This is a genomic window from Mesorhizobium sp. 113-1-2, assembly GCF_016756475.1.
Taxonomy (GTDB): Bacteria; Pseudomonadota; Alphaproteobacteria; order Rhizobiales; family Rhizobiaceae; genus Mesorhizobium; species Mesorhizobium loti_C.
Map to the genome: position 1 here is coordinate 388,923 of NZ_AP023242.1, position 19,617 is coordinate 408,539.

Annotated in this window: 17 protein-coding genes; 9 read left to right on the plus strand and 8 right to left on the minus strand. The window is 63.5% G+C overall.

Going from position 1 to position 19,617, the window contains the following annotated elements; genetic code table 11:
* The first annotated feature begins 43 nt into the window (after positions 1 to 43).
* Entirely contained in the window at positions 44 to 1,279 is a 1,236-nt protein-coding gene (locus JN279_RS01760) for a putative DNA modification/repair radical SAM protein (protein WP_202351835.1), read from the plus strand.
* A gap of 2 nt (positions 1,280 to 1,281) precedes the next feature.
* Complete coding sequence (locus JN279_RS01765) at positions 1,282 to 2,748, plus strand: UdgX family uracil-DNA binding protein (protein ID WP_202351836.1); 1,467 nt, start codon at positions 1,282 to 1,284, stop codon at positions 2,746 to 2,748.
* Between the two features lie 294 nt (positions 2,749 to 3,042).
* Here JN279_RS01765 and JN279_RS01770 read toward each other — a convergent pair whose 3' ends face one another.
* The 4 genes from JN279_RS01770 to JN279_RS01785 form a co-directional block, all read right to left on the minus strand.
* The gene (locus JN279_RS01770) at positions 3,043 to 4,308 is read right to left on the minus strand and encodes a glycerate kinase type-2 family protein (RefSeq protein WP_202351837.1); all 1,266 of its coding nucleotides are present in this window, start codon (positions 4,306 to 4,308) and stop codon (positions 3,043 to 3,045) included.
* The gene (locus JN279_RS01775; RefSeq protein ID WP_202351838.1) at positions 4,305 to 4,808 is read right to left on the minus strand and encodes a heme-degrading domain-containing protein; all 504 of its coding nucleotides are present in this window, start codon (positions 4,806 to 4,808) and stop codon (positions 4,305 to 4,307) included. Before JN279_RS01775 ends, JN279_RS01770 begins: the two co-directional genes overlap by 4 nt.
* A 77-nt stretch (positions 4,809 to 4,885) precedes the next feature.
* Positions 4,886 to 6,199 (minus strand): guanine deaminase, encoded by a 1,314-nt coding sequence (guaD, locus tag JN279_RS01780; protein ID WP_202351839.1) that lies wholly within the window; start codon positions 6,197 to 6,199, stop codon positions 4,886 to 4,888.
* 2 nt (positions 6,200 to 6,201) lie between these two features.
* A complete protein-coding gene (locus tag JN279_RS01785) occupies positions 6,202 to 7,419 on the minus strand; it encodes a urate hydroxylase PuuD (protein WP_202351840.1) in 1,218 nt (405 codons plus the stop codon).
* A 132-nt stretch (positions 7,420 to 7,551) separates the two neighbouring features.
* Here JN279_RS01785 and JN279_RS01790 point away from each other — a divergent pair, with 132 nt between their 5' ends.
* The 3 genes from JN279_RS01790 (at position 7,552) to JN279_RS01800 (ending at position 10,789) form a co-directional block, all read left to right on the plus strand.
* The gene (locus tag JN279_RS01790; RefSeq protein ID WP_202351841.1) at positions 7,552 to 8,472 is read left to right on the plus strand and encodes a LysR family transcriptional regulator; all 921 of its coding nucleotides are present in this window, start codon (positions 7,552 to 7,554) and stop codon (positions 8,470 to 8,472) included.
* Between the two features lie 95 nt (positions 8,473 to 8,567).
* On the plus strand, positions 8,568 to 9,545 hold the full coding sequence (locus JN279_RS01795) for an LLM class flavin-dependent oxidoreductase (RefSeq protein WP_202351842.1): 978 nt from the start codon (positions 8,568 to 8,570) through the stop codon (positions 9,543 to 9,545).
* Positions 9,542 to 10,789, plus strand: a complete 1,248-nt coding sequence (locus JN279_RS01800; RefSeq protein WP_202351843.1) for an LLM class flavin-dependent oxidoreductase — start codon at positions 9,542 to 9,544, stop codon at positions 10,787 to 10,789. The genes JN279_RS01795 and JN279_RS01800 overlap by 4 nt, the downstream gene beginning before the upstream one ends.
* 15 nt (positions 10,790 to 10,804) lie before the next feature.
* Here JN279_RS01800 and xdhC read toward each other — a convergent pair whose 3' ends face one another.
* The 4 genes from xdhC to uraH all read right to left on the minus strand — a co-directional run bounded on the left by xdhC (position 10,805) and on the right by uraH (position 15,980).
* The gene (gene xdhC / locus JN279_RS01805; protein WP_202353618.1) at positions 10,805 to 11,713 is read right to left on the minus strand and encodes a xanthine dehydrogenase accessory protein XdhC; all 909 of its coding nucleotides are present in this window, start codon (positions 11,711 to 11,713) and stop codon (positions 10,805 to 10,807) included.
* A 62-nt stretch (positions 11,714 to 11,775) separates the two neighbouring features.
* A complete protein-coding gene (xdhB, locus tag JN279_RS01810) occupies positions 11,776 to 14,121 on the minus strand; it encodes a xanthine dehydrogenase molybdopterin binding subunit (RefSeq protein ID WP_202353619.1) in 2,346 nt (781 codons plus the stop codon).
* Complete coding sequence (gene xdhA, locus JN279_RS01815; protein WP_202351844.1) at positions 14,121 to 15,602, minus strand: xanthine dehydrogenase small subunit; 1,482 nt, start codon at positions 15,600 to 15,602, stop codon at positions 14,121 to 14,123. The genes xdhB and xdhA overlap by 1 nt, the downstream gene beginning before the upstream one ends.
* A 3-nt stretch (positions 15,603 to 15,605) precedes the next feature.
* A complete protein-coding gene (gene uraH, locus JN279_RS01820; protein ID WP_096452857.1) occupies positions 15,606 to 15,980 on the minus strand; it encodes a hydroxyisourate hydrolase in 375 nt (124 codons plus the stop codon).
* Positions 15,981 to 16,165: 185 nt separating this feature from the next.
* On the opposite strand from uraH, the gene puuE reads away from it, so the two are divergent.
* Genes puuE through JN279_RS01840 form a run of 4 tightly spaced genes read left to right on the plus strand, consistent with a single transcriptional unit; the run spans position 16,166 to position 19,555 of the window.
* On the plus strand, positions 16,166 to 17,584 hold the full coding sequence (gene puuE / locus JN279_RS01825; protein WP_096452855.1) for an allantoinase PuuE: 1,419 nt from the start codon (positions 16,166 to 16,168) through the stop codon (positions 17,582 to 17,584).
* Positions 17,585 to 17,594: 10 nt separating this feature from the next.
* Positions 17,595 to 18,458 (plus strand): bifunctional allantoicase/(S)-ureidoglycine aminohydrolase, encoded by an 864-nt coding sequence (locus JN279_RS01830; RefSeq protein ID WP_096452853.1) that lies wholly within the window; start codon positions 17,595 to 17,597, stop codon positions 18,456 to 18,458.
* Positions 18,455 to 18,946, plus strand: a complete 492-nt coding sequence (locus JN279_RS01835; RefSeq protein WP_038651561.1) for an ureidoglycolate lyase — start codon at positions 18,455 to 18,457, stop codon at positions 18,944 to 18,946. The genes JN279_RS01830 and JN279_RS01835 overlap by 4 nt, the downstream gene beginning before the upstream one ends.
* A 15-nt stretch (positions 18,947 to 18,961) precedes the next feature.
* Positions 18,962 to 19,555, plus strand: coding sequence for a nucleoside deaminase (locus JN279_RS01840; RefSeq protein ID WP_096452851.1), 594 nt, complete (start codon positions 18,962 to 18,964; stop codon positions 19,553 to 19,555).
* Positions 19,556 to 19,617 lie beyond the last annotated feature (62 nt).

A 19,617-nucleotide genomic window follows, 5' to 3' on the forward strand; every position in this document is an offset into this window, starting at 1 on the left:
AAATGAGGTAGCGCGGCGGCCGTTCAGAACATATCATGAACGAATGAGCGCTCTCACCGTCCTTGAAAAGCTGGCGATCCTGTCCGACGCCGCCAAATATGACGCCTCCTGCGCCTCATCGGGCTCGGCGAAAAAGGACTCGCTGATGTCAGGCGGCATCGGTTCCACCGAAGGCATGGGCATCTGCCATTCCTACGCACCGGACGGCCGCTGCATTTCGCTCCTGAAAATCCTGCTCACCAATTTCTGCATCTATGATTGCAGCTATTGCATCAACCGCTCGTCCTCGAATGTGAAGCGTGCCCGCTTCAGCATCGACGACGTGGTGAAGCTGACCATGGATTTCTACCGCCGCAACTACATCGAAGGCCTGTTCCTGTCCTCGGGCGTCATCCGCTCACCCGACGAGACCATGGGCGAGATGGTCGAGGTGGCGCGGCGGCTGCGGCTGGAAGAAAAGTTCTCCGGCTATATCCATCTGAAAACCATTCCGGAAAGTTCGGCGGAACTGGTCGAAAAGGCCGGTCTCTACGCCGACCGGCTGTCGATCAATGTCGAGCTGCCGACCGACGAGGGCGTCAAGAAATTGGCGCCGGAAAAGAAGCCGGAAACGATCCGCCTTTCCATGGCCAGGCTGCGCCAGAAGATGGAAGAAAAAGCCGAGCCGACGCTGAGGACCAAGAAGCGCGAGCGCTTCGCGCCCGGCGGCCAGTCGACGCAGATGATCGTCGGCGCCGACAAGACATCCGACGACGGCATATTGCACACCAGCGCGCGGCTCTATGGCAGCTATCATCTGCGGCGCGTTTATTACTCGGCCTTCAGTCCGATCCCGGACTCCTCGTCGTCCCTGCCGCTGCAGAAGCCGCCGCTGATGCGCGAACACCGGCTTTATCAGGCTGACTGGCTGATGAGGTTTTACGGCTTCTCACAGCCGGAAATCCTGGCCGGCAGCAGCGACGGCATGCTCGACCTTACTATCGATCCCAAACTCGCCTGGGCGCTGCGCAACAGGGGGCAGTTTCCTGTCGACATCAACCGCGCCGACCGCGAGGCGCTGTTGCGGGTCCCCGGCCTCGGCACCAAGGTGGTGGCGAAAATCCTGGAGACCCGCCGGCACCGAAGGCTGCGGCTTGAAGATGTCGGGCGGATCTGCCAGTCGATCGCCAAGCTCAGGCCGTTCATCATCGCGGAGGGTTGGTCGCCTGGAACGCTCACCGACAAGCAGGGCCTGCGCGACAAGATCGTGCGCTCCTGCGAACAACTTTCGCTGTTTTGACCATGCAGCCGGCCGAGCTCAACCTTGCCCGATACAGTGTTCGGCTCGACAGCGAGACCGATTTTACCGGCTGGCGCGACGCGGCACGGCGGCTGGCGCTGAACGAGGTCAGGCCCGAGGACATCAGCTGGCATGTCGCGGCCGGCTCCGACCAACCGCCTGGCGATTTGCCAGTCGTACCTGCGGGGGCGCAACTCGTGGTGCCGCGCGATTTTATCGAGCACGCTGAAACCGCCTTCTGCCATTCCGACCCCGGTAGGTTCGCCTTTCTCTACCGGTTGCTGTGGCGGCTGCGCAGCGAACCCAAGCTGCTGGCGATCGCGTCGGATCCCGACACCAGACGGCTCGAGGCGATGGAGAAGGCGGTGCGGCGCGACAGCCACAAGATGCATGCTTTTGTACGCTTCCGAAAAATTGGCGATGGCGGCGAGGAGCGGTATGTCGCCTGGTTTGAGCCCGATCATTTCATTGTCGAGCGGAACGCCGATTTCTTCGTCAGGCGCTTCACCGGCATGCGCTGGACGATCCTCACGCCTTACGCATCGGCCGACTGGGATGGCGAAAGGCTGGCCATCGGACCGGGCGCCACCAAGGGCGATGCGCCTGATCAGGACGACACGGAGGCCCTGTGGCGCACCTATTTCGAGAACATTTTCAACCCGGCACGGCTGAAGGTGAAGGCCATGCAAAAGGAGATGCCGAAGAAATATTGGCGGAACCTTCCCGAGGCCTCACTCATTCCAGAGCTGATCGCAGGAGCTGATAAGGCCGCCAAGGAGATGATCGCCAGAATACCGACAACGCCCGCGCCGCATCACGCCAAGGTGCAGGCCAGGCATTGGCCGAAGCAGCCCGCCGAGACGCCGCAGGGTGATGACGCAAGCAGCATTTCCGAATTGCGCGAGGCTGCAAAGGGTTGCCGCCGCTGTCCGCTTTGGCGCGATGCGACGCAGACCGTGTTCGGCGAAGGGCCTGATAATGCGAAGATCATCTTCGTCGGCGAACAGCCCGGCGACCAGGAGGATCTCGCCGGCAAACCTTTCGTCGGCCCTGCGGGCAAGGTATTCGACTCCATCCTCGATGACGCGGGCGTGGACCGGCAGAAGGTCTACGTCACCAACGCGGTCAAACACTTCAAATTCGAGCCGCGCGGCAAGCGCCGCATCCATTCCAAACCAAATGCCGGCGAAGTACAGGCCTGCCGCTGGTGGATCGACCGGGAATTCGCGCTGATCAAGCCGGAGCTTGCCGTGGCGCTCGGCGCAACGGCTGCCTTGTCCTTGCTGGGCAAGGCGATCCCTGTGACGAAAATGCGCGGCCAGGTGATCGAGCGCGAGGATGGCCTGCGCGTGTTCATCACCATCCATCCGTCATTTATCCTGCGCATTCAGGAGCCGGCGGAGAAGGAAGCGGAGCGCGAGCGGTTTTTGCAGGATATGAGAGAGGTGAAGCGGCTGATGGGGTCGTGAGATGAGCGAAGGCCTCAACGACTTCGTCATCCACGGGCGGAGCAAGGAGCGTAGCGACGCAGCGCAGACCCCTGGAGCTGCGCCGCAGCCCAAGGGATCCATGCCGGACTCCTGGGCGCCACCACGGGTGCAGAATTCTGCTCCGCTGCATTCTTCGACCAAGATCACGGAATGGATCCCAGGGTTTCCGCGACGGAGCTGCGCTCCTGCTTCGCCCAGGGATGACGAAGCTGAGAGGCTTCCGCTAATCACCAACGATTTTGTGAGCCAAACGCTAGTCAAGCCGCAGGTGAACTACCGGATCAGTATCGCCCTCAGATCATTCACATTCGTGCCGGTCGGGCCGGGCACGAAAAGATCTCCAACAGCATGAAACGCCGTCCAGGCATTGTTGCCCGCCAGCATGGCCTTGGCATCCACTCCCGCCGCGCGCATGCGCGACACTGTCGAACCGTCAGCGAAGGCCCCGGCATTGTTTTCCGAGCCATCGATACCGTCGGTGTCAGCTGCCAGCGCATGGATATTTTCCGCGCCGTTGATGCCGATGGCGAAGGCGAGCAGGAGTTCCGAATTGCGGCCGCCCTTGCCTTTGGCCCGCAAGGTCACCGTTGTTTCGCCACCCGACAGGATCAGCACCGGCTTTTGGAAAGGCCGGTTGCGCGTCGCCACTTCGCGCGCGATGGCGGCGTGGACGCCTCCGACTTCGCGCGCTTCGCCCTCGATCGCATCGGAGAGGATGACGGCCTCGATGCCTTGCCGCTTCGCTTCGGCGGCCGCCGCTTCCAGCGACACGCCGGCGGAGGCGATCAGATGCACCTCATTGCGGGAAAAGCGCTCATCGTCGGGATCCGGCGCGTCGGCCGCCGGCGAATTGATGTGCGCCATCACCGAGGCCGGCAGCTTCATGCCATAGGCCGCAATCGAGGCCAGCGCGTCTTGACGGCTGCCGGTATCCGGCACGGTCGGCCCGGAGGCGACAAGGGCCGGGTTGTCACCGGGAATGTCTGACACAACCAGTGACACCACCTTGGCCGGCCACGACGCTGCCGCCAGCCGGCCGCCCTTGATGGTGGAAAGATGCTTGCGGATGGTGTTCATCGCCGCGATCGGCGCGCCGGAGGCGAGCAGCGCCTCGTTGACGGCGATCTCGTCGGCCAGTGTCAGGCCAGCGGCCGGCGATGGCAGCAGCGCCGAACCGCCACCGGAAATCAGCGCCACGACCAGATCGTCCGCCGTCAGTCCCTGCACTTTTGCCAGCAGACGTCGAGATGCCTCGAGGCCGGCAGCATCCGGCACCGGGTGCGCCGCTTCGATGATCTCGATACGCTCGCATTTGGCGCCATAGCCGTAGCGGGTGACGACCAGCCCTTCGATCGGCCCATCCCAGACCTTCTCGAAGGCGGCCGCCATCTGCGCCGAGCCTTTGCCAGCGCCAATGACGATGGTGCGGCCCTTGGGCTTCGCCGGCAAATGACCCCTGATGGTCCGCTCCGGATCGGCAGCGGCCACGGCGGCGTCGAAGATCGAGGTGAGGAAAGCTTTGGGATTGAGCACAGTCATTCGGGTTCCGCAGCCAGCGCCAGTCCACGCTTGTCGACACCCAGGTGATCGCACAGCGCATCGACGACAACACCATGATCCTCGCGCTCCGGCAGCCCGGAAACCGCGATCACGCCGATGACACCGGCGCCCTTGACCGTCACCGGAAAACCGCCGCCGGCGAGCACATAGTCGGAGATGTCGAGGCCTTCACCAATCTTGAAGGCGCGGTCAGGGCGCTGCTGCTCCAGCACCATGCGATAGGTGCTCCTGAGAAACCGCCTGACCACATTGATCTTGCGCCGCGCCCAGTCGGGATTGGAAGCGTTCGAACCCGGCATAGCGGCGTAGAAGAGCGGCCGGTCCCACAGCCTGATGTCGACGATGATGGGCAGGTTTTCGGCGATCGCGCGCTTGCGAATCGCCGAACCGATCTTGAAGGCAACCGCCTCATCGAAGGCGGAAAAGACAAGAGTTTCTTCCTGTCTCTTGATCAGAGCGATGTCGTCAGCAACGGCCATGTCGTTCCCCTGTCAACTTCGCCGCACGCTTTGACCGATGGCTGCCGCCGGGTCAAGCAATGAACGCACCTGGCGATTTAATTCGCCATGTCGCCCTTCGCCGCCCGCCCCGCGACATAGACCTCGCGCACGGCGCGGTCGTCGCCCAGCGTCTGCAAGAGAAACAACTCCTGCGCCAGCGTCTGCGCCGTTTCCATCCGGAGCCGCATCGCGGGCGTCGCCCTGGCGTCGAGCACGACGATATCGGCGTCGGTGCCCTGATCCAGCGTTCCGATCTTGTCGGCCACCGAGAGCGCCTCGGCATTGCCGCGCGTGATCTGCCAGAAGGACTGGAACGGGTTCAGCTTCTCGCCGTTCAGCGCGATCACCTTGTAGCCCTCGTCCATGGTCCGCAGCATGGAATAATTGGTGCCGCCGCCGACATCGGTGGCGGCGGCGATCCTGAGCGGCTTGTCCCGACGCCGGAAGCGCTGATAGTCGAACAGGCCGGAGCCGAGGAACAGGTTCGAGGTCGGGCAGAACACCGCCACCGAACCGCTGTCCGAGAGCGCATCCGCCTCGCGTTCCGACAGATGGATGCAGTGGCCGAACAGGCTCTTTTTGCCCAGCAACCCGTAATGCTCATAGACATCCGTATAGTCGCGCGACCAGGGGTAGAGCTGTTGCGTGAAGGCGATCTCGGCATGGTTTTCCGACAGATGCGTCTGCATGTGCAGATCGGGATGTTCGCGGCAGAGCGCGCCGGCCATCTCCATCTGCTCCGGCGAGGAGGTGATGGCGAAGCGCGGGGTGATGGCATAAAACTGGCGGCCCTTGCCGTGCCACTCCTTGATCAGCGCCTTGGTGTCGTCGTAGCCGGATTGCGGCGTGTCGAGCACGCCCTCGGGCGCATTGCGGTCCATCATCACCTTGCCGGCGATGTTGAGCATGTTGCGGTCATGCGATTCGGCGAAAAAGGCCTCGGCCGAGGCCTTATGCACCGAGCAGTAGGCGGTGACCGTCGTGGTGCCGTGCCGCACCATCTCGTCGAGGAAGAGCCGCGCGATGCGGCGGCCATGCTGGGCGTTGGCGAATTTCGTCTCTTCGGGAAACGTATAGGTGTTCAGCCAGTCGAGCAGTTCGGCGCCGTAGGAAGCGATCACCTGCATCTGCGGGAAATGCACATGGGTATCTATGAAACCGGGCAGCAAAAGATGCGGCCGGTGATCGATCTTTTGTACACCCTCGCCGGCTTGCTTTTCGACACCGCTGTAGGCGCCTGAGGCGACGATCTTGCCGTCGCGGATCAGCAGGCCGCCATCCTCCTCGTAGCGCCAGGCCGAATGGTCGTCGATGGTTTCGGGCCAGCGCACGAAGGACAGCGTGCGGCCGCGCAGAAGTGTGGAATTCATGCTTATTTCCCCGCGCCTTCGAACCAGGCCACCAGCAGCGCCCGTTCCTTGTCGGTGATCTGGCTGACATTGGCGGGCGGCATGGCGTGGCTGCGGCCGGCCTGCAGATAGATCTCGCGGGCATGGTTGGCGATATCAGCATCGGTGTCGAGCACCACGCCCTTGGGCGCGTGGTAGATGCCTTCATAGACCGGTTCCTGCGCATGGCACATCGAGCAGCGGCCAAGCACGGTGTCGCGAACCGCCGGGAAATGCGCCGAGGCAATGTAGACCTCGGCCGAGGCGGACGCCTTGGGCTCGCCGGTCAGCACCTTCGGCGCGGTCGACAGCCAGATGATGATGATGAACAGGACGAGGGCGCCGAGCCAGGTCCAGTGCGGGTTGCCGGCACGTTTGTGCACGGTGTTGAAATAATGCCGGATCAAGACGCCGATGATGAACACCAGCGAGGCGATGACCCAGTTGAACTGCGTGCCGAACGCCAGCGGATAGTGGTTCGACAGCATCAGGAACAGAACGGGCAGCGTCAGATAGTTGTTGTGAAGCGAGCGCTGCTTGGCGATCTTGCCGTATTTCGGATCGGGCTTGCGGCCGGCGATGAGGTCGGCGACGACGATCTTCTGGTTGGGGATGATGACCATGAAGACATTGGCCGACATGATCGTGGCGGTGATGGCGCCCAGATGCAGGAAAGCGGCGCGGCCGGTGAACAGGTGCGTCAGCCCCCAGGCGATGAACACCAGCACGCAGTAGAGCACCAGCATCAGGCCGGTATCGCTTTTGCCGAGCGGCGAGCGGCACAAGAGATCATAGACCACCCAGCCGACACCGATCGTGGCCATCGACAAAAGAATGCCGACCGGCACCGACATTGGCAGCACATTGGGATCGATCAGGAACAGGTCGGCGCCTGCATAGTAGACCACGCACAGCATGGCGAAGCCGGACAGCCAGGTGGCGTAGGATTCCCATTTGAACCAGGTCAGGTGTTCCGGCATTTCGGCCGGCGCCACCAGATATTTCTGGATGTGGTAGAAGCCGCCGCCATGCACCTGCCATTCTTCGCCGAAGGCGCCGACGGGCATGCCCGGACGCTGGCGCAGGCCGAGATCGAGCGCGACGAAATAGAAGGACGAGCCGATCCAGGCGATGCCGGTGATGACATGCAGCCACCGCACGGCAAAGCTCAGCCAGTCCCAGAAAATCGCGAAATCCATCATTGAAGTCGTCCCTGCCGATTGGCTGACTTTACGGTGTGGCGCGCAAACGGAAAGAGGCGAGGTGTACGATGACTTTCAAAAAAAAATGGAAAATACTAGGCTGATCGCCGAAAAGCGGCGAAGGTGCTCCGCATGGCCTATCTCGACAACATCGCCGTCTTCGTCCGCGTCGTCGAACTCGGCAATCTGTCGGCGGCCGGCCGCGACATGCGCATTTCGCCGGCGGTCGCCTCCAACCGCATCAAGGAATTGGAGAAGCATCTCGGTGTGCGGCTGTTCAACCGCACGACGCGGCAATTGATGCCGACCGAGCATGGCACGGTGTTTTACGCCGGCGCCAAGCAGGTGCTGGAGGCGATCACCGAAGCGGAAGCCGCGGTGTCCGCATTGTCCGGCCAGCCGCGCGGCACCATCCGCGTGACGGCGCCGCTCGGCCTCGGCCGCCGGCTGGTGGCCTCGGGCATTCCCGATTTCCACGACAAATACCCTGATATCGAGGTGCGGCTCAGGCTCTCGGACCACAATGTCGACATCATGAAGGAAGGCATCGACGTCGCCTTCCGGCTCGGCATCATCGAGGATTCCAGCCTCAGAATGCGTGGCATCATGGAATGCGAACGCGTGCTGGTGGCGGCGCCGAAATATCTGGAGGCACGCGGCGAACCGGCCGAGCCGCAGGAACTGATCGGCAAGAAACACGACTGCCTGATGCTGCGCTATTCCGGCGCGCGCGAATATGTCTGGACGCTGCAGACCCCCACCGGCCCGCAGAAATTCGAAGTGCACGGGCCCTACGACACCGACGATGGCGATGTGCTGACCGGCTGGGCGTTGTCGGGACGCGGCATCATCAACAAGCCGCGCTTCGAGGTCGAACCCTTCATCCGCGACCAGCGGCTGCAGGTGATCCTGGCCGACACGCCGCCGACGCCGGTGCAGTTCGCCGCCGTCTATCCGCACAAGAAGCTGCAGGACCCCAAGGTGCGGCTTTTGCTCGACTTCATGGCCGAGCGCTGCCAGCGGCTGATCAAGGATATTCTGGCGGGTAAGTGAGGGCCGAGCGGCAACCGGGGGCTGGCCGGCAAGTGCCGGCCTTCTGGTCCATTCGCCGGGCTTGCCTTGCGCAGCGGCGAACTTAGGTTGGTGCGATGCATCTCGCCATTTCGCTCAACATCGCTGCCGCCACCGGAGAGGCCGTGCTGGATTTCAGCCGGATCAGCAAATTCGTGCGACAGGCAGAAGCGGCTGGCGTCGACATGGTCGCAATTTCCGACACCGCTGACGGGCCGTCGAGCAGTCCGTTCGAGGCCACGACGCTGCTGGCCGCCCTGGCGACGGTGACGGACAAGATCGGGCTGGTCGCCGCGGCCTCGACGGTTGCCCACCAGCCCTACAATCTGGCGCGCCGTTTTGCTTCGCTCGACATTATCAGCCATGGCCGTGCCGGCTGGCATGCGACGATGGCGCAGGGCTCCCGCGATGCGGCCAATTTCAGCCGGCCGGAAGGTTTCTCCGACACCGACTTTCGTCGCCGCGCCGAGGAGTATATCGGCATCGTTCAAGGCCTGTGGCAGGGCTGGGATGCGGATGCACTGCTGTTCGACAAGACCGGTGGCCGCTTCCATGACCCGGAAAAGATGCACCTGCTCGACCACAAGGGCGAGTTCTTTTCCGTGCGCGGACCGCTGAACGTCGCACGCTCGCCGCAGGACACCCCGGTGCTGGTGTTGTCCGATCTGTCCGAGGCCGACCTGGATATTGCGGCCCGCACCGCCGATGTCATTTTGCTGGAGAGCGGATCGGTCGATAGCGCGAAAGTACGCTTTGATGATCTGAAGCGTCGCGCGATGGCCGCTGGGCGCGATCCGGACGCTGTGAAGGTGCTGACGAGCATCTCGTTCGCCCCCGACGATGGGCCGACCGCCACCGCAGACAGGTTGGAAAGCCAGTTCCGCGCGAAAAGCTGCGACGGTTTCAACATCCAACTGTCCGCACAGCACTCAGCGCTCGGCGATTTCGTCGATCATATTCTGCCGGCGTTGCGGCAACGCGGCCTTGTCCAGGAGGGCTATCGCGGCACGACGCTGCGCTCGCATCTTCGGCTTGACGGCGGAGGTGACCAATGACCGCGCGGATGAAGCTCGGCGCCTTCCTGTGGGCGACGGGCCACCACATCGCCGCCTGGCGTCACCCCAAGGCGCATGTGACGGCTGGCATCGACATCGATCATTACATCCAGCTGGCGCGCATAGCCGAGGCGGCGAAGTTCGACATGGTGTTCTGCGAGGACGCCGCCGGCCTGCGCGAGGCCAATGTCGGCATTGCCAGCCAGACATCGCGCTCGATCGGCTTCGAGCCGATCAGCCTGCTGTCGGCGCTGGCCGTGCGGACCAGCCGCATCGGTCTCGTTTCGACAGCCTCGACAAGCTACAACGAGCCCTACGGCCTGGCGCGGACTTTTCTGTCGCTCGACCATTTGAGCGGCGGCCGGGCCGGCTGGAACCTGGTGACCTCGGCCAGCCCCATCGAAGCCGCCAATTTCGGCTCTACCGGCCTCAAGCCGCATGCTGACCGCTATGAGCGGGCGCGCGAATTCGCCGAAGTGGTCACCGGGCTTTGGCACGGTAAGGCGTCCGGCCATGACGGCCAGAGCTTTTCAGTGCGCGATCCGCTCGGCCTGCCGCGTTCGCCGCAGGGCGCGCCTGTCATGGTCCAGGCCGGCGCCTCGGATGTCGGCCGCGACCTTGCCGCCCGCACCGCCGACGTGGTGTTCACGGCGGCGCAAACCTTCGAGGAAGCGAAGGCCTTTTATGACGACCTCAAGGGGCGCATGGCTACCTATGGACGTGAGCCTGACGACATCAAGATCATGCCCGGCGTCTCGCCCGTGGTCGCGGAAACCGAGGCCGAAGCTCGCCAGAAACACGAGGAATTGCAGGCGCTGATCCCCGACGATGTCGGTGTGGCGCTGCTGTCCAGCTATCTCAGCATCTCCGATCTCTGGCGCTACCCGATCGACGGACCGCTGCCCGAACTGCCGGAGAGCGAGGGGATGAAAAGCCGGCAGGCGCTGGTCGTCGAACAATCGCGTCGCGACGGCCTTTCCATCCGCCAGCTTGCCCGCCATTTCGCCGGCGCGCGGGGTCATTGGCGCATTGTCGGCACGGCGGCGCAAGTGGCCGACGAATTGCAGGCGCGGTTCGAAGGCGGGGCAGCCGACGGCTTCAACGTGATGCCGTCCTATTTCCCGGGCGAGCTCGATGCCTTTGCCACGTTGGTCGTGCCGGAACTGCAGCGGCGCGGCCTGTTTCGACGGGACTATGAAGGCCGAACCCTGCGCGAGCATCTCGGGCTGAAGCGGCCGGCCTGAGCCGGCAGCGCAAGCTTAGCCGGCTATCACTCTGTCATGCGGAATTTTAAGGTCGGCATTTGACGCCGCGTTGTGGATGACCAGCGCCGTCATGATCTCGGCGGCGGCAAGTGCGGCGATGACAGGCGGGCGCTTGTCCTTGACGGCATCGCCACCGATCGGCGAGACGAGGCGGGCAAATTCCGCGTCCGTGCCGTCCCCCGATTTCAGAAACCAGCTCCTGAAAGTCGCTTTCTTGGTCTTCGAGCCGATCATGCCGACATAGGCCGCATCGTCGCGTTTCAGCGCTTCGGTGACGATCAGGAAATCCAGCGCATGGTCATGGGTGAGGATGGCGAAGGCGGTGCCGGCGGGAGCGTTGCGCACCTCGGCCTCAGGCATCGGCGTCAGCCGCGTCTCGACGGTTTCCGGCATGCCTTCAAGCGCCTCGGCCCGCGTCTCGATGACGACACCGTGTACAGGAAGGAGCGCGATCGTCGACGCCAGCGCCTGACCGACATGGCCGCCGCCGAAGATATAGACGTGCGGCAGGTGGGCTTCTTCGGCTTCGGCAGCCGAGACCAGCTCAGCAGCGAGCACGCCGTCGACAAGCCGGATCAGGACCTCGACGCGGCCGCCACAGCATTGGCCAATCTCCGGCCCGAGCGGTACGTCGAGCGTGGCGCAGACTTCATCGACCTCGATGCCGGTTTCTTTGCCCTGCCGCTTGCGGGAAGGTAGAGACGCCAGCATCTGCCGCGCCTTGTCGATCGCCATGTATTCAAGTTGGCCGCCGCCGATCGTGCCTGATGTCGCCGACGGCGAGACGAGCATGAAGGCGCCCTTCTCGCGCGGGGTCGAGCCCCTGGTGCCGGCCACTTCGACCAAAGCGATGCGACCCTGGCCACCCAGGAAGTCTTTCAGGCTTTGCACTTTCGAAGTCATCATTCGCATTCCCGTGCGGGAAACATAGGGTTTTTCGGCCTGAATTGCACGTTTTGCCGGATTCAGGCCTTCGCCTCGCCTTTCAGCCGCTCGATCGTCATCAGCACACGCTCCGGCGTCGCCGGCGCGTCAAGGCGCGGACAGATCCTGTGATCGGCGACGCTGGCCACCGCATCCGACAGCGCGTGCAGCACGGACATGCCGAGCGGGAAGGGCGGCTCGCCGACCGCCTTGGAGCGATGGATCGTCGGCTCCGCGGCTTCCGGCCAGTCGGCCAAAGTGACGTTGAAGATCTTGGGCCGATCGGAGGCGAGCGGGATCTTGTAGGTCGACGGCGCGTGGGTGCGCAGCCGGCCCTTGTCGTCCCACCACAATTCCTCCGTCGTCAGCCAGCCCATGCCCTGGATGAAGCCGCCCTCGATCTGGCCAAGGTCGATGGCGCGGTTAAGCGAGCGGCCGGTCTCATGCAGGATATCGGTGCGCTCGACCACATATTCGCCGGTCAGCGTGTCGACCGAGACTTCCGAGCAGGAGGCGCCGTAGGCGAAATAGTAGAAAGGGCGGCCCTGTCCCTTGTCGCGGTTCCAGTGGATCTTCGGCGTCTTGTAAAAGCCTGCCGCTGAGAGCTGGATGCGCGCCATATAGGCCTGCTTGACGAGATCGGCGAAGGCGATCTCCTGGTTGCCGATGCGCACCCGGTTAGGCAGGAACAGCACCTGATCGCGCGACACCTGGTATTTCTCGGCGGCGAAATCGGTCAGCCGGTCCTTGATCTGGCGGGCGCCGTTCTGCGCCGCCATGCCATTGAGGTCGGAGCCGGACGATGCCGCGGTGGCCGAGGTGTTGGGCACCTTGCCGGTGGTGGTCGCGGTGATCTTCACCTGATCGAGATCGATCTGGAATTCTTCCGCCACCACCTGCGCGACCTTGAGGTAGAGCCCCTGCCCCATCTCAGTGCCGCCATGGTTCAGATGCACCGAACCATCGGTATAGACATGCACCAGCGCGCCGGCCTGGTTGTAGTGCGTGGCGGTGAAGGAAATGCCGAACTTGACCGGCGTGAGCGCCAGGCCGCGCTTGATGAAACGGCTGTTGGCGTTGAAGGCCGATATTTCGCGCCGCCGCCGCGCATAGCCGGCGCTCTCCTCGAGCTCGGCGACGATGCGCTGGATGATGTTGTCCTCGACCGTCTGGTGGTAGGGCGTGATGTTGCGGTCGCTGGTGCCGTAGAAATTCTTCTTGCGGATTTCGAGCGGATCCTTGCCGAGCGCGAACGCAACCTCGTCGATGACCCGTTCGGCGCCGACCATGCCTTGCGGGCCGCCGAAGCCACGGAAGGCGGTGTTCGACACGGTGTTGGTGTAGAGCGGCGCCGATTGCGCGTGCACCGCCGGCCAGAAATAGGTGTTGTCGCAATGGAACAGCGCGCGATCGGTGACCGGGCCTGACAGATCCGACGAAAAGCCGCAACGCGCGGCGAACATGAAATCGACACCGAGAATGTTGCCCCCGTCGTCGAAGCCGACTTCGTAGTCGACGAGGAAATCGTGGCGCTTGCCGGTGGCAATCATGTCGTCGTCGCGGTCGGGCCGGATCTTGACGGCGCGATGGTGTTTCTTGGCAGCGATGGCCGCGAGCGCGGCAAACTGGTTGCCTTGCGTTTCCTTGCCGCCGAAACCGCCGCCCATGCGGCGGATCTCCACCGTGATGGCATTGCTGGGTACGCCGAGCGCATGGCTCACCATGTGCTGGACTTCGCTCGGATGCTGGGTCGAGGAATAGATGGTGACGTCCTGATCCTCGCCGGGAACGGCTATGGCGATATGGCCTTCAAGATAGAAATGCTCCTGGCCGCCGACGCGCATCTTTCCCTTCAACCGGCGCGGCGCCGCCTTGATCGCAGCGGCGGCGTCGCCGCGCTTCAGGGTAAGCGGCGGCGTAACGAGCTTATCCTTCCTTGGATCGAGTTCGCCAATGTCGGTGACGAAGGGCAATTGCTTGTACTCGACCTTGGCCAGCCTGGTGGCGCGGCGTGCCTGCTCGCGGGTTTCGGCGATAACGCAGAAGATCGGCTGGCCGAAGAACTCGACCTTGCCGTCGGCGAGCACCGGCTCATCGTGCCGACCGGTTGGCGAAATGTCATTCTCGCCCGGCACATCCTTTGCCGTGAGCACATCAACGACTCCGGAAGCGGCACGCACCGCCGAAAGGTCCATGCGGGTGATGATGGCATGCGCGGCGGCCGAGAGCCCGAGGCAGCCATGCAGCGTGCCGGCCGGTTCCGGCATGTCGTCGATGTAGACGGCGGTGCCGCTGACATGCTTGTGCGCGGAATCATGCCGCTGATCAGTGGCGACACCGCCGACGATCTTCTCGGCCTTGAGATTGGATGTGGCGTGCTTATTCATCATGCCGCCTCGTTGCGGGACACCTGGAAGGGCGCCCTTGTGCCGGTGGTTTCGACGAAGAAGCGCAACAGCAGGTTCTTCGCCGCAAGAGCCCGGTATTCGGCTGACGCCCGCATGTCGGTGAGCGGGGTGAAATCCCTGGCGTATTCGGCCATCGCCGTCTCGACCGTCTGTTCGGTCCAGGGTTTGCCGAGCAATGCCTGTTCGACAAAAGACGCCCGCTTCGGCGTCGCCGCCATGCCGCCATAGGCTATGCGCACATCCGCGACCGTGCCGTCCTTGGCAAGCGTCAGGAAGAAGGCGCCGAGGGCGGCGGTGATGTCCTCGTCGCGGCGCTTGGTGATCTTGTAGACGGCAAATTTCGCGCCCTTGGCCGGGACAGGGACGTGCACGGCCTCGACGAATTCGCCCGGCTGCCGGTCCTGCTTGCCATAGGCGATGAAGAAGGTTTCCAGCGGGATCGTGCGCCGCTTCTTGCCCTTGCGCAGCGTCAGGCGCGCGCCGAGCGCGATCAAGGGCGGCGGCGTGTCGCCGATCGGCGAGCCGTTGGCGATGTTGCCGCCTATCGTGCCCATGTTGCGCACCTGTTCGCCGCCGATGCGGTCGAACAGCGGCCCGAGCGCCGGGATGCGTTTGGCGAGCGTGGAGAAGGCTTCGGTGTAGGTGACGCCGGCGCCGATCGATATGACGCCCTTGTCTTCGGAGATGGTGCACAGCCCGTCGAGATTGCCGATGAAGATCACCGGCGAGATGTCGCGCATATGCTTGGTCACCCACAGGCCGACATCGGTCGAACCGGCAACGATGGTGGCGCCGGGTTCCTTGTCCAGCGCGGTGGCGAAATCATCGACATCAGCCGGCACGATGAGCCGCGCCTTGGCCGAACCAATCTCGATCCGGGCGCCGTCCCGCATGGTCTCTAACCTCGCCGTGATCGCCTTGCGCTCCACCGCCAGCGGATCCTTTGCCACCTTGCCGTAGCTGGAGATGGCATGCGCGGCGCGCATGATCGCCTCATAGCCGGTGCAGCGGCAGAGATTGCCTTGCAAGGCCTTTTCTATCGCCGCGTTCGACGGATCCGGCGACTTCATCCACAGGCCATAGAGCGACATGACGAAGCCCGGCGTGCAGAAGCCGCATTGCGAGCCGTGGAAATCGACCATCGCCTGCTGCACCGGATGCAATTGGCCGGGCGCGCCGCGCAGATGTTCCACCGTCACGACATGGGTGCCGTCGAGCGAGCCGAGGAAGCGGATGCAGGCATTGACGCTTTCATAGACCAGGCCGCCGGCAGACAGTCTGCCGACCAGCACGGTGCAGGCGCCGCAATCGCCCTCGGCGCAGCCTTCCTTGGTGCCGCGCAGCGAACGGTCGAGCCGCAGCCAGTCGAGCAGGGTCGCGTCTGGCGCCACCGACGACAGCGTGACATCCCTGCCATTCAGGATGAAGCGGATTTCGTTGCGGATAGTGACCTTGGCCATGCCTCAGCTCCCCCTGTAGGTCGAATAGCCGTAGGGCGAGATCAGCAATGGCACATGATAGTGCACCGCTTCCGCCATGCCGAAGCGGATCGGCACGCTGTCAAGGAAAGCCGGCTCGGGCAGTTTTGTGCCTTGGCCACGCAGATAGTCGCCGGCCGCGAACACCAGTTCGTATTCGCCGGCGCGAAACTCAGCGCCCGCCAAGAGCGGCGCGTCGCAACGGCCGTCGGCATTGGTTGCGACCGTCTTCAAAAGTGTCCTGGCCGAACCATCGAGACGATAGAGCGCGATCGACAATCCAGCCGCCGGCTTGCCGGTCGCGGTGTCGAGGACATGGGTCGTCAGACGCCCGCCATCGGCTTTCGACGTTTCTGCCATTGGCCGCCTCCCATCCAGGTACATCAGAACAACAGTGATGAATTGTGCGCCAATTAAAGGCGATGCATAAGTCCCGGTCGAGCGGAGTGCGACAAAAACACTTTCAAAAATTTTCGGGGGAATGCGAGAAGCACCCTTTGGATATCCTGATCATAACTTGCGGCAGCGTCCGGCAGGGAGGGGTAATGCGTTACGAAAGAGACATGCGCGGCTACGGAGCCAATCCGCCGGATCCGAAATGGCCGGGCGGCGCGCATGTCGCCGTGCAGTTCGTCGTCAACTACGAAGAGGGCGGCGAGAATTGCGTGCTGCACGGCGACAAGGCTTCGGAAGCCTTCCTGTCGGAGATCGTCGGCGCCGCGCCCTGGGTGGGCCAGCGTCACTGGAACATGGAATCGATCTACGAATATGGCGCGCGGGCCGGCTTCTGGCGGCTGCTGCGCCTGTTCAGTGAATCGCAGGTCCCGGTGACCTGCTACGGCGTCGCCACCGCACTCGCCCGCTCACCCGACCAGGTCGCGGCCATGCAGGACGCCGGCTGGGAGATCGCCTCGCACGGGCTGCGGTGGATCGACTACCGCGACCACAGCGCCGAGGATGAGCGCCGCGACCTCGAAGCGGCGATCAAGCTGCATTACGAGGTGACCGGCCAGCGCCCGACCGGCTGGTATACGGGCCGCACCTCGGTCAACACGGTGCGGCTGGTGGCTGAAGAGGGCGGCTTCGACTACGTCTCCGACACCTATGACGATGAACTGCCCTACTGGTTCGAGCACAGCGGCGGCACGCAGCTCATCATCCCCTATACGCTCGACGCCAACGACATGCGCTTCGCCACGCCGCAGGGGTTCAATTCGGGCGACCAGTTCTTCGCTTATCTCAAGGACAGTTTCGACACGCTCTATGCCGAAGGCCAGGCCGGGCGGCCGCGCATGATGAATATCGGCCTGCATTGCCGGCTCGTCGGGCGGCCGGGCCGGGTGGCGGCGCTGAAGCGCTTCGTCGATTATGTGAAGTCGCATGACAAGGTCTGGCTGGCGCGGCGCATCGACATCGCCAGGCACTGGCAGGAGAACCATCCCTACAAGCCGGCGGCGCTCAGGCCATCGAAGATGGAATTCGAGACATTCGTCCACACTTTCGGCGGCGTGTTCGAACATTCGCCGTGGATTGCCGAGCGGGCCTACGAGCTGGAGCTCGGCCCGGCCCACGACACGGCCGGCGGCCTGCACAATGCGCTCTGCCGCATCTTCCGTTCCGCCAGCGAGACCGAGCGGCTCGGCGTGCTCAACGCTCATCCCGACCTTGCCGGCAAGCTGGCCAAGGCCAGGCGGCTGACGGCGGAGTCTACGCGGGAACAAGCCTCGGCCGGCCTCGACGCGCTGACCGACAAGGAGCGCGAGCTGTTCTCCAAACTCAACGCCGCCTACGTCACCACCTTCGGCTTCCCCTTCATCATCGCGGTGAAGGGCAAGACCAAGGAGGAAATCCTCGCCGAATTCGAGGCGCGCATCGGCAACAGCCGTGGCGTCGAATTCGAGACCGCCTGCAAACAGGTCGAGCGAATCGCGCTGCTCCGCCTCAGAGACATGCTACCGCAATAGGTTTGAACCCATGGATACGATCAGGATGCCAGAGCGCACCTACTACGCACCGCATGGCGGCCATCCCGGCCAGAGCGAGCTTCTGACTGGACGGGCCGTCTTCACCGAGGCCTATGCCGTCATCCCCAAAGGCGTGATGCAGGACATCGTCACCAGCGCCTTGCCGTTCTGGGACAAGACCCGCGTCTGGATCCTGTCGAGGCCGCTGTCCGGTTTTGCCGAGACGTTTTCGCAATACATTGTCGAGGTCGAGCCTGGCGGCGGAAGCGATCGGCCGGAACCCGATGCCGGCGCCGAAGGCGCCCTGTTCGTGGTCGAGGGCGAACTGACCGTTCTGCTCGGCGGCAAGAAGCATAGCTTAAGGCCGGGCGGCTTTGCCTTCCTGCCGCCGGCGAGCGGCTGGACCGTTCGCAACGAGGCCAAGGCGGCTGTTCGTTTCCACTGGATTCGCAAGGCTTACGAAGTGGTTGACGGTCTCGACGTGCCGGAAGCCTTCTTCACCAATGAACAGGATATAGCGCCGACGCCGATGCCGGGCACCGAGGGCCGCTGGGCGACGACACGCTTCGTCGATCCGGCCGATTTGCGCCACGACATGCACATGACCATCGTCACGCTCGAGCCCGGCGCCGTCATTCCCTTCGCCGAGACGCATGTCATGGAACACGGGCTCTATGTGCTGGAAGGCAAGGCGGTCTATCGCCTCAACCAGGACTGGGTCGAGGTCGAGGCCGGCGACTATATGTGGCTGCGCGCCTTCTGCCCGCAGGCCTGCTATGCCGGCGGGCCAGGCAAATTCCGCTATCTGCTCTACAAGGACGTCAACCGGCACGCCAAGCTGGGCGGGGCTGATATCGGCGGTCGCGCGCGGTGACCCGCATCACAGCGCAGAAGCTGACCAGGGAGGCCTTTGCTCCCTTCGGCGATGTCATCGACATGGGCGGCGACAACCACTACCCGATCAATGGCGGCAAGGCCGAGCGCTACCATGATCTGGCCACCGCTGAGGCCACCGGACCGAACGCGCGCGTGCTGATCTCGATGGTGCGCGGCACGCCTTATGAACTGCCGCTGAAACTGACCATGGTCGAGCGGCATCCGTTCGGCAGCCAGGCCTTCATTCCGCTGTCGCCGCGCCCGTTCCTGGTCGTCGTCTGCCATGACGGCAAGGAGGGGCCGGGCGAGCCGCACGCCTTCATCACCGCGCCCGGACAAGGCATCAACTATTCGCGCAATCTCTGGCACGGCGTGCTGACGCCGCTCGGCGAACCCCAGGATTTCCTGATCGTTGATCGTGGCGGCGACGGCTCCAACCTCGAAGAGTTTCATTTCTCGCACGCCTACGAGATCCATCTCCCTTGAAAGCTTTCGATTCCCATGACCGACATTTCCCTGATCGACCGCCTGCTCGACGTCATCGAGCACGACATCGTGCCGAAGACGGCTGACGGCGTTGCCCATGGCAACAAGCTGTTCGGCGCGGCGATCCTGCGCAAGGACGACCGCTCGCTGGTGCTGGCCGAGACCAACAACGAGATCGAGAACCCGCTTTGGCATGGCGAGGTGCATTGCCTGAAACGGTTTTACGAGATGCCGAAAGCCGAGCGCGTCGACACCAAGGATGCGCTGTTCATCGCCACGCATGAGCCCTGCTCGCTCTGCCTGTCGGCGATCACCTGGACCGGCTTCGACAAATTCTACTATCTGTTCAGCCACGAGGATTCGCGCGACAGTTTTGCCATCCCGCACGACCTGAAGATCCTGAAAGAGGTCTTCACCCTCGATCCAGGCGGCTACAATGCCGAGAATGCCTATTGGAAGAGCTTTTCCATACGCCGGCTGGTGCGGGCGCTGCCCGAGGCCGAACGCCAGCGGCTGGAGACACGCATCGGCAAGATCTCGGCACGTTACGACGAGCTGTCCGTCGCCTACCAGGCAAACAAGAGCGAAAACGACATTCCGCTGAATTGAGCGTGTAAGCAGGTGGCGGCACAGGTCGCATAATTCGCTGCTCCAGTCGCGAATGGCGATTG

Excerpts from the sequence above, each read along its gene's own strand:
- xdhA (WP_202351844.1), bottom strand. The coding sequence starts at position 15,602 with ATGGCCAAGGTCACTATCCGCAACGAAATCCGCTTCATCCTGAATGGC.
- JN279_RS01790 (WP_202351841.1), top strand. The coding sequence starts at position 7,552 with ATGGCCTATCTCGACAACATCGCCGTCTTCGTCCGCGTCGTCGAACTC.
- JN279_RS01800 (WP_202351843.1), top strand. The coding sequence starts at position 9,542 with ATGACCGCGCGGATGAAGCTCGGCGCCTTCCTGTGGGCGACGGGCCAC.
- guaD (WP_202351839.1), bottom strand. The coding sequence starts at position 6,199 with ATGAATTCCACACTTCTGCGCGGCCGCACGCTGTCCTTCGTGCGCTGG.
- JN279_RS01785 (WP_202351840.1), bottom strand. The coding sequence starts at position 7,419 with ATGATGGATTTCGCGATTTTCTGGGACTGGCTGAGCTTTGCCGTGCGG.
- uraH (WP_096452857.1), bottom strand. The coding sequence starts at position 15,980 with ATGGCAGAAACGTCGAAAGCCGATGGCGGGCGTCTGACGACCCATGTC.
- JN279_RS01770 (WP_202351837.1), bottom strand. The coding sequence starts at position 4,308 with ATGACTGTGCTCAATCCCAAAGCTTTCCTCACCTCGATCTTCGACGCC.
- JN279_RS01795 (WP_202351842.1), top strand. The coding sequence starts at position 8,568 with ATGCATCTCGCCATTTCGCTCAACATCGCTGCCGCCACCGGAGAGGCC.
- JN279_RS01765 (WP_202351836.1), top strand. The coding sequence starts at position 1,282 with ATGCAGCCGGCCGAGCTCAACCTTGCCCGATACAGTGTTCGGCTCGAC.
- xdhC (WP_202353618.1), bottom strand. The coding sequence starts at position 11,713 with ATGACTTCGAAAGTGCAAAGCCTGAAAGACTTCCTGGGTGGCCAGGGT.
- JN279_RS01760 (WP_202351835.1), top strand. The coding sequence starts at position 44 with ATGAGCGCTCTCACCGTCCTTGAAAAGCTGGCGATCCTGTCCGACGCC.
- JN279_RS01830 (WP_096452853.1), top strand. The coding sequence starts at position 17,595 with ATGGATACGATCAGGATGCCAGAGCGCACCTACTACGCACCGCATGGC.
- JN279_RS01840 (WP_096452851.1), top strand. The coding sequence starts at position 18,962 with ATGACCGACATTTCCCTGATCGACCGCCTGCTCGACGTCATCGAGCAC.
- puuE (WP_096452855.1), top strand. The coding sequence starts at position 16,166 with ATGCGTTACGAAAGAGACATGCGCGGCTACGGAGCCAATCCGCCGGAT.
- JN279_RS01775 (WP_202351838.1), bottom strand. The coding sequence starts at position 4,808 with ATGGCCGTTGCTGACGACATCGCTCTGATCAAGAGACAGGAAGAAACT.
- xdhB (WP_202353619.1), bottom strand. The coding sequence starts at position 14,121 with ATGAATAAGCACGCCACATCCAATCTCAAGGCCGAGAAGATCGTCGGC.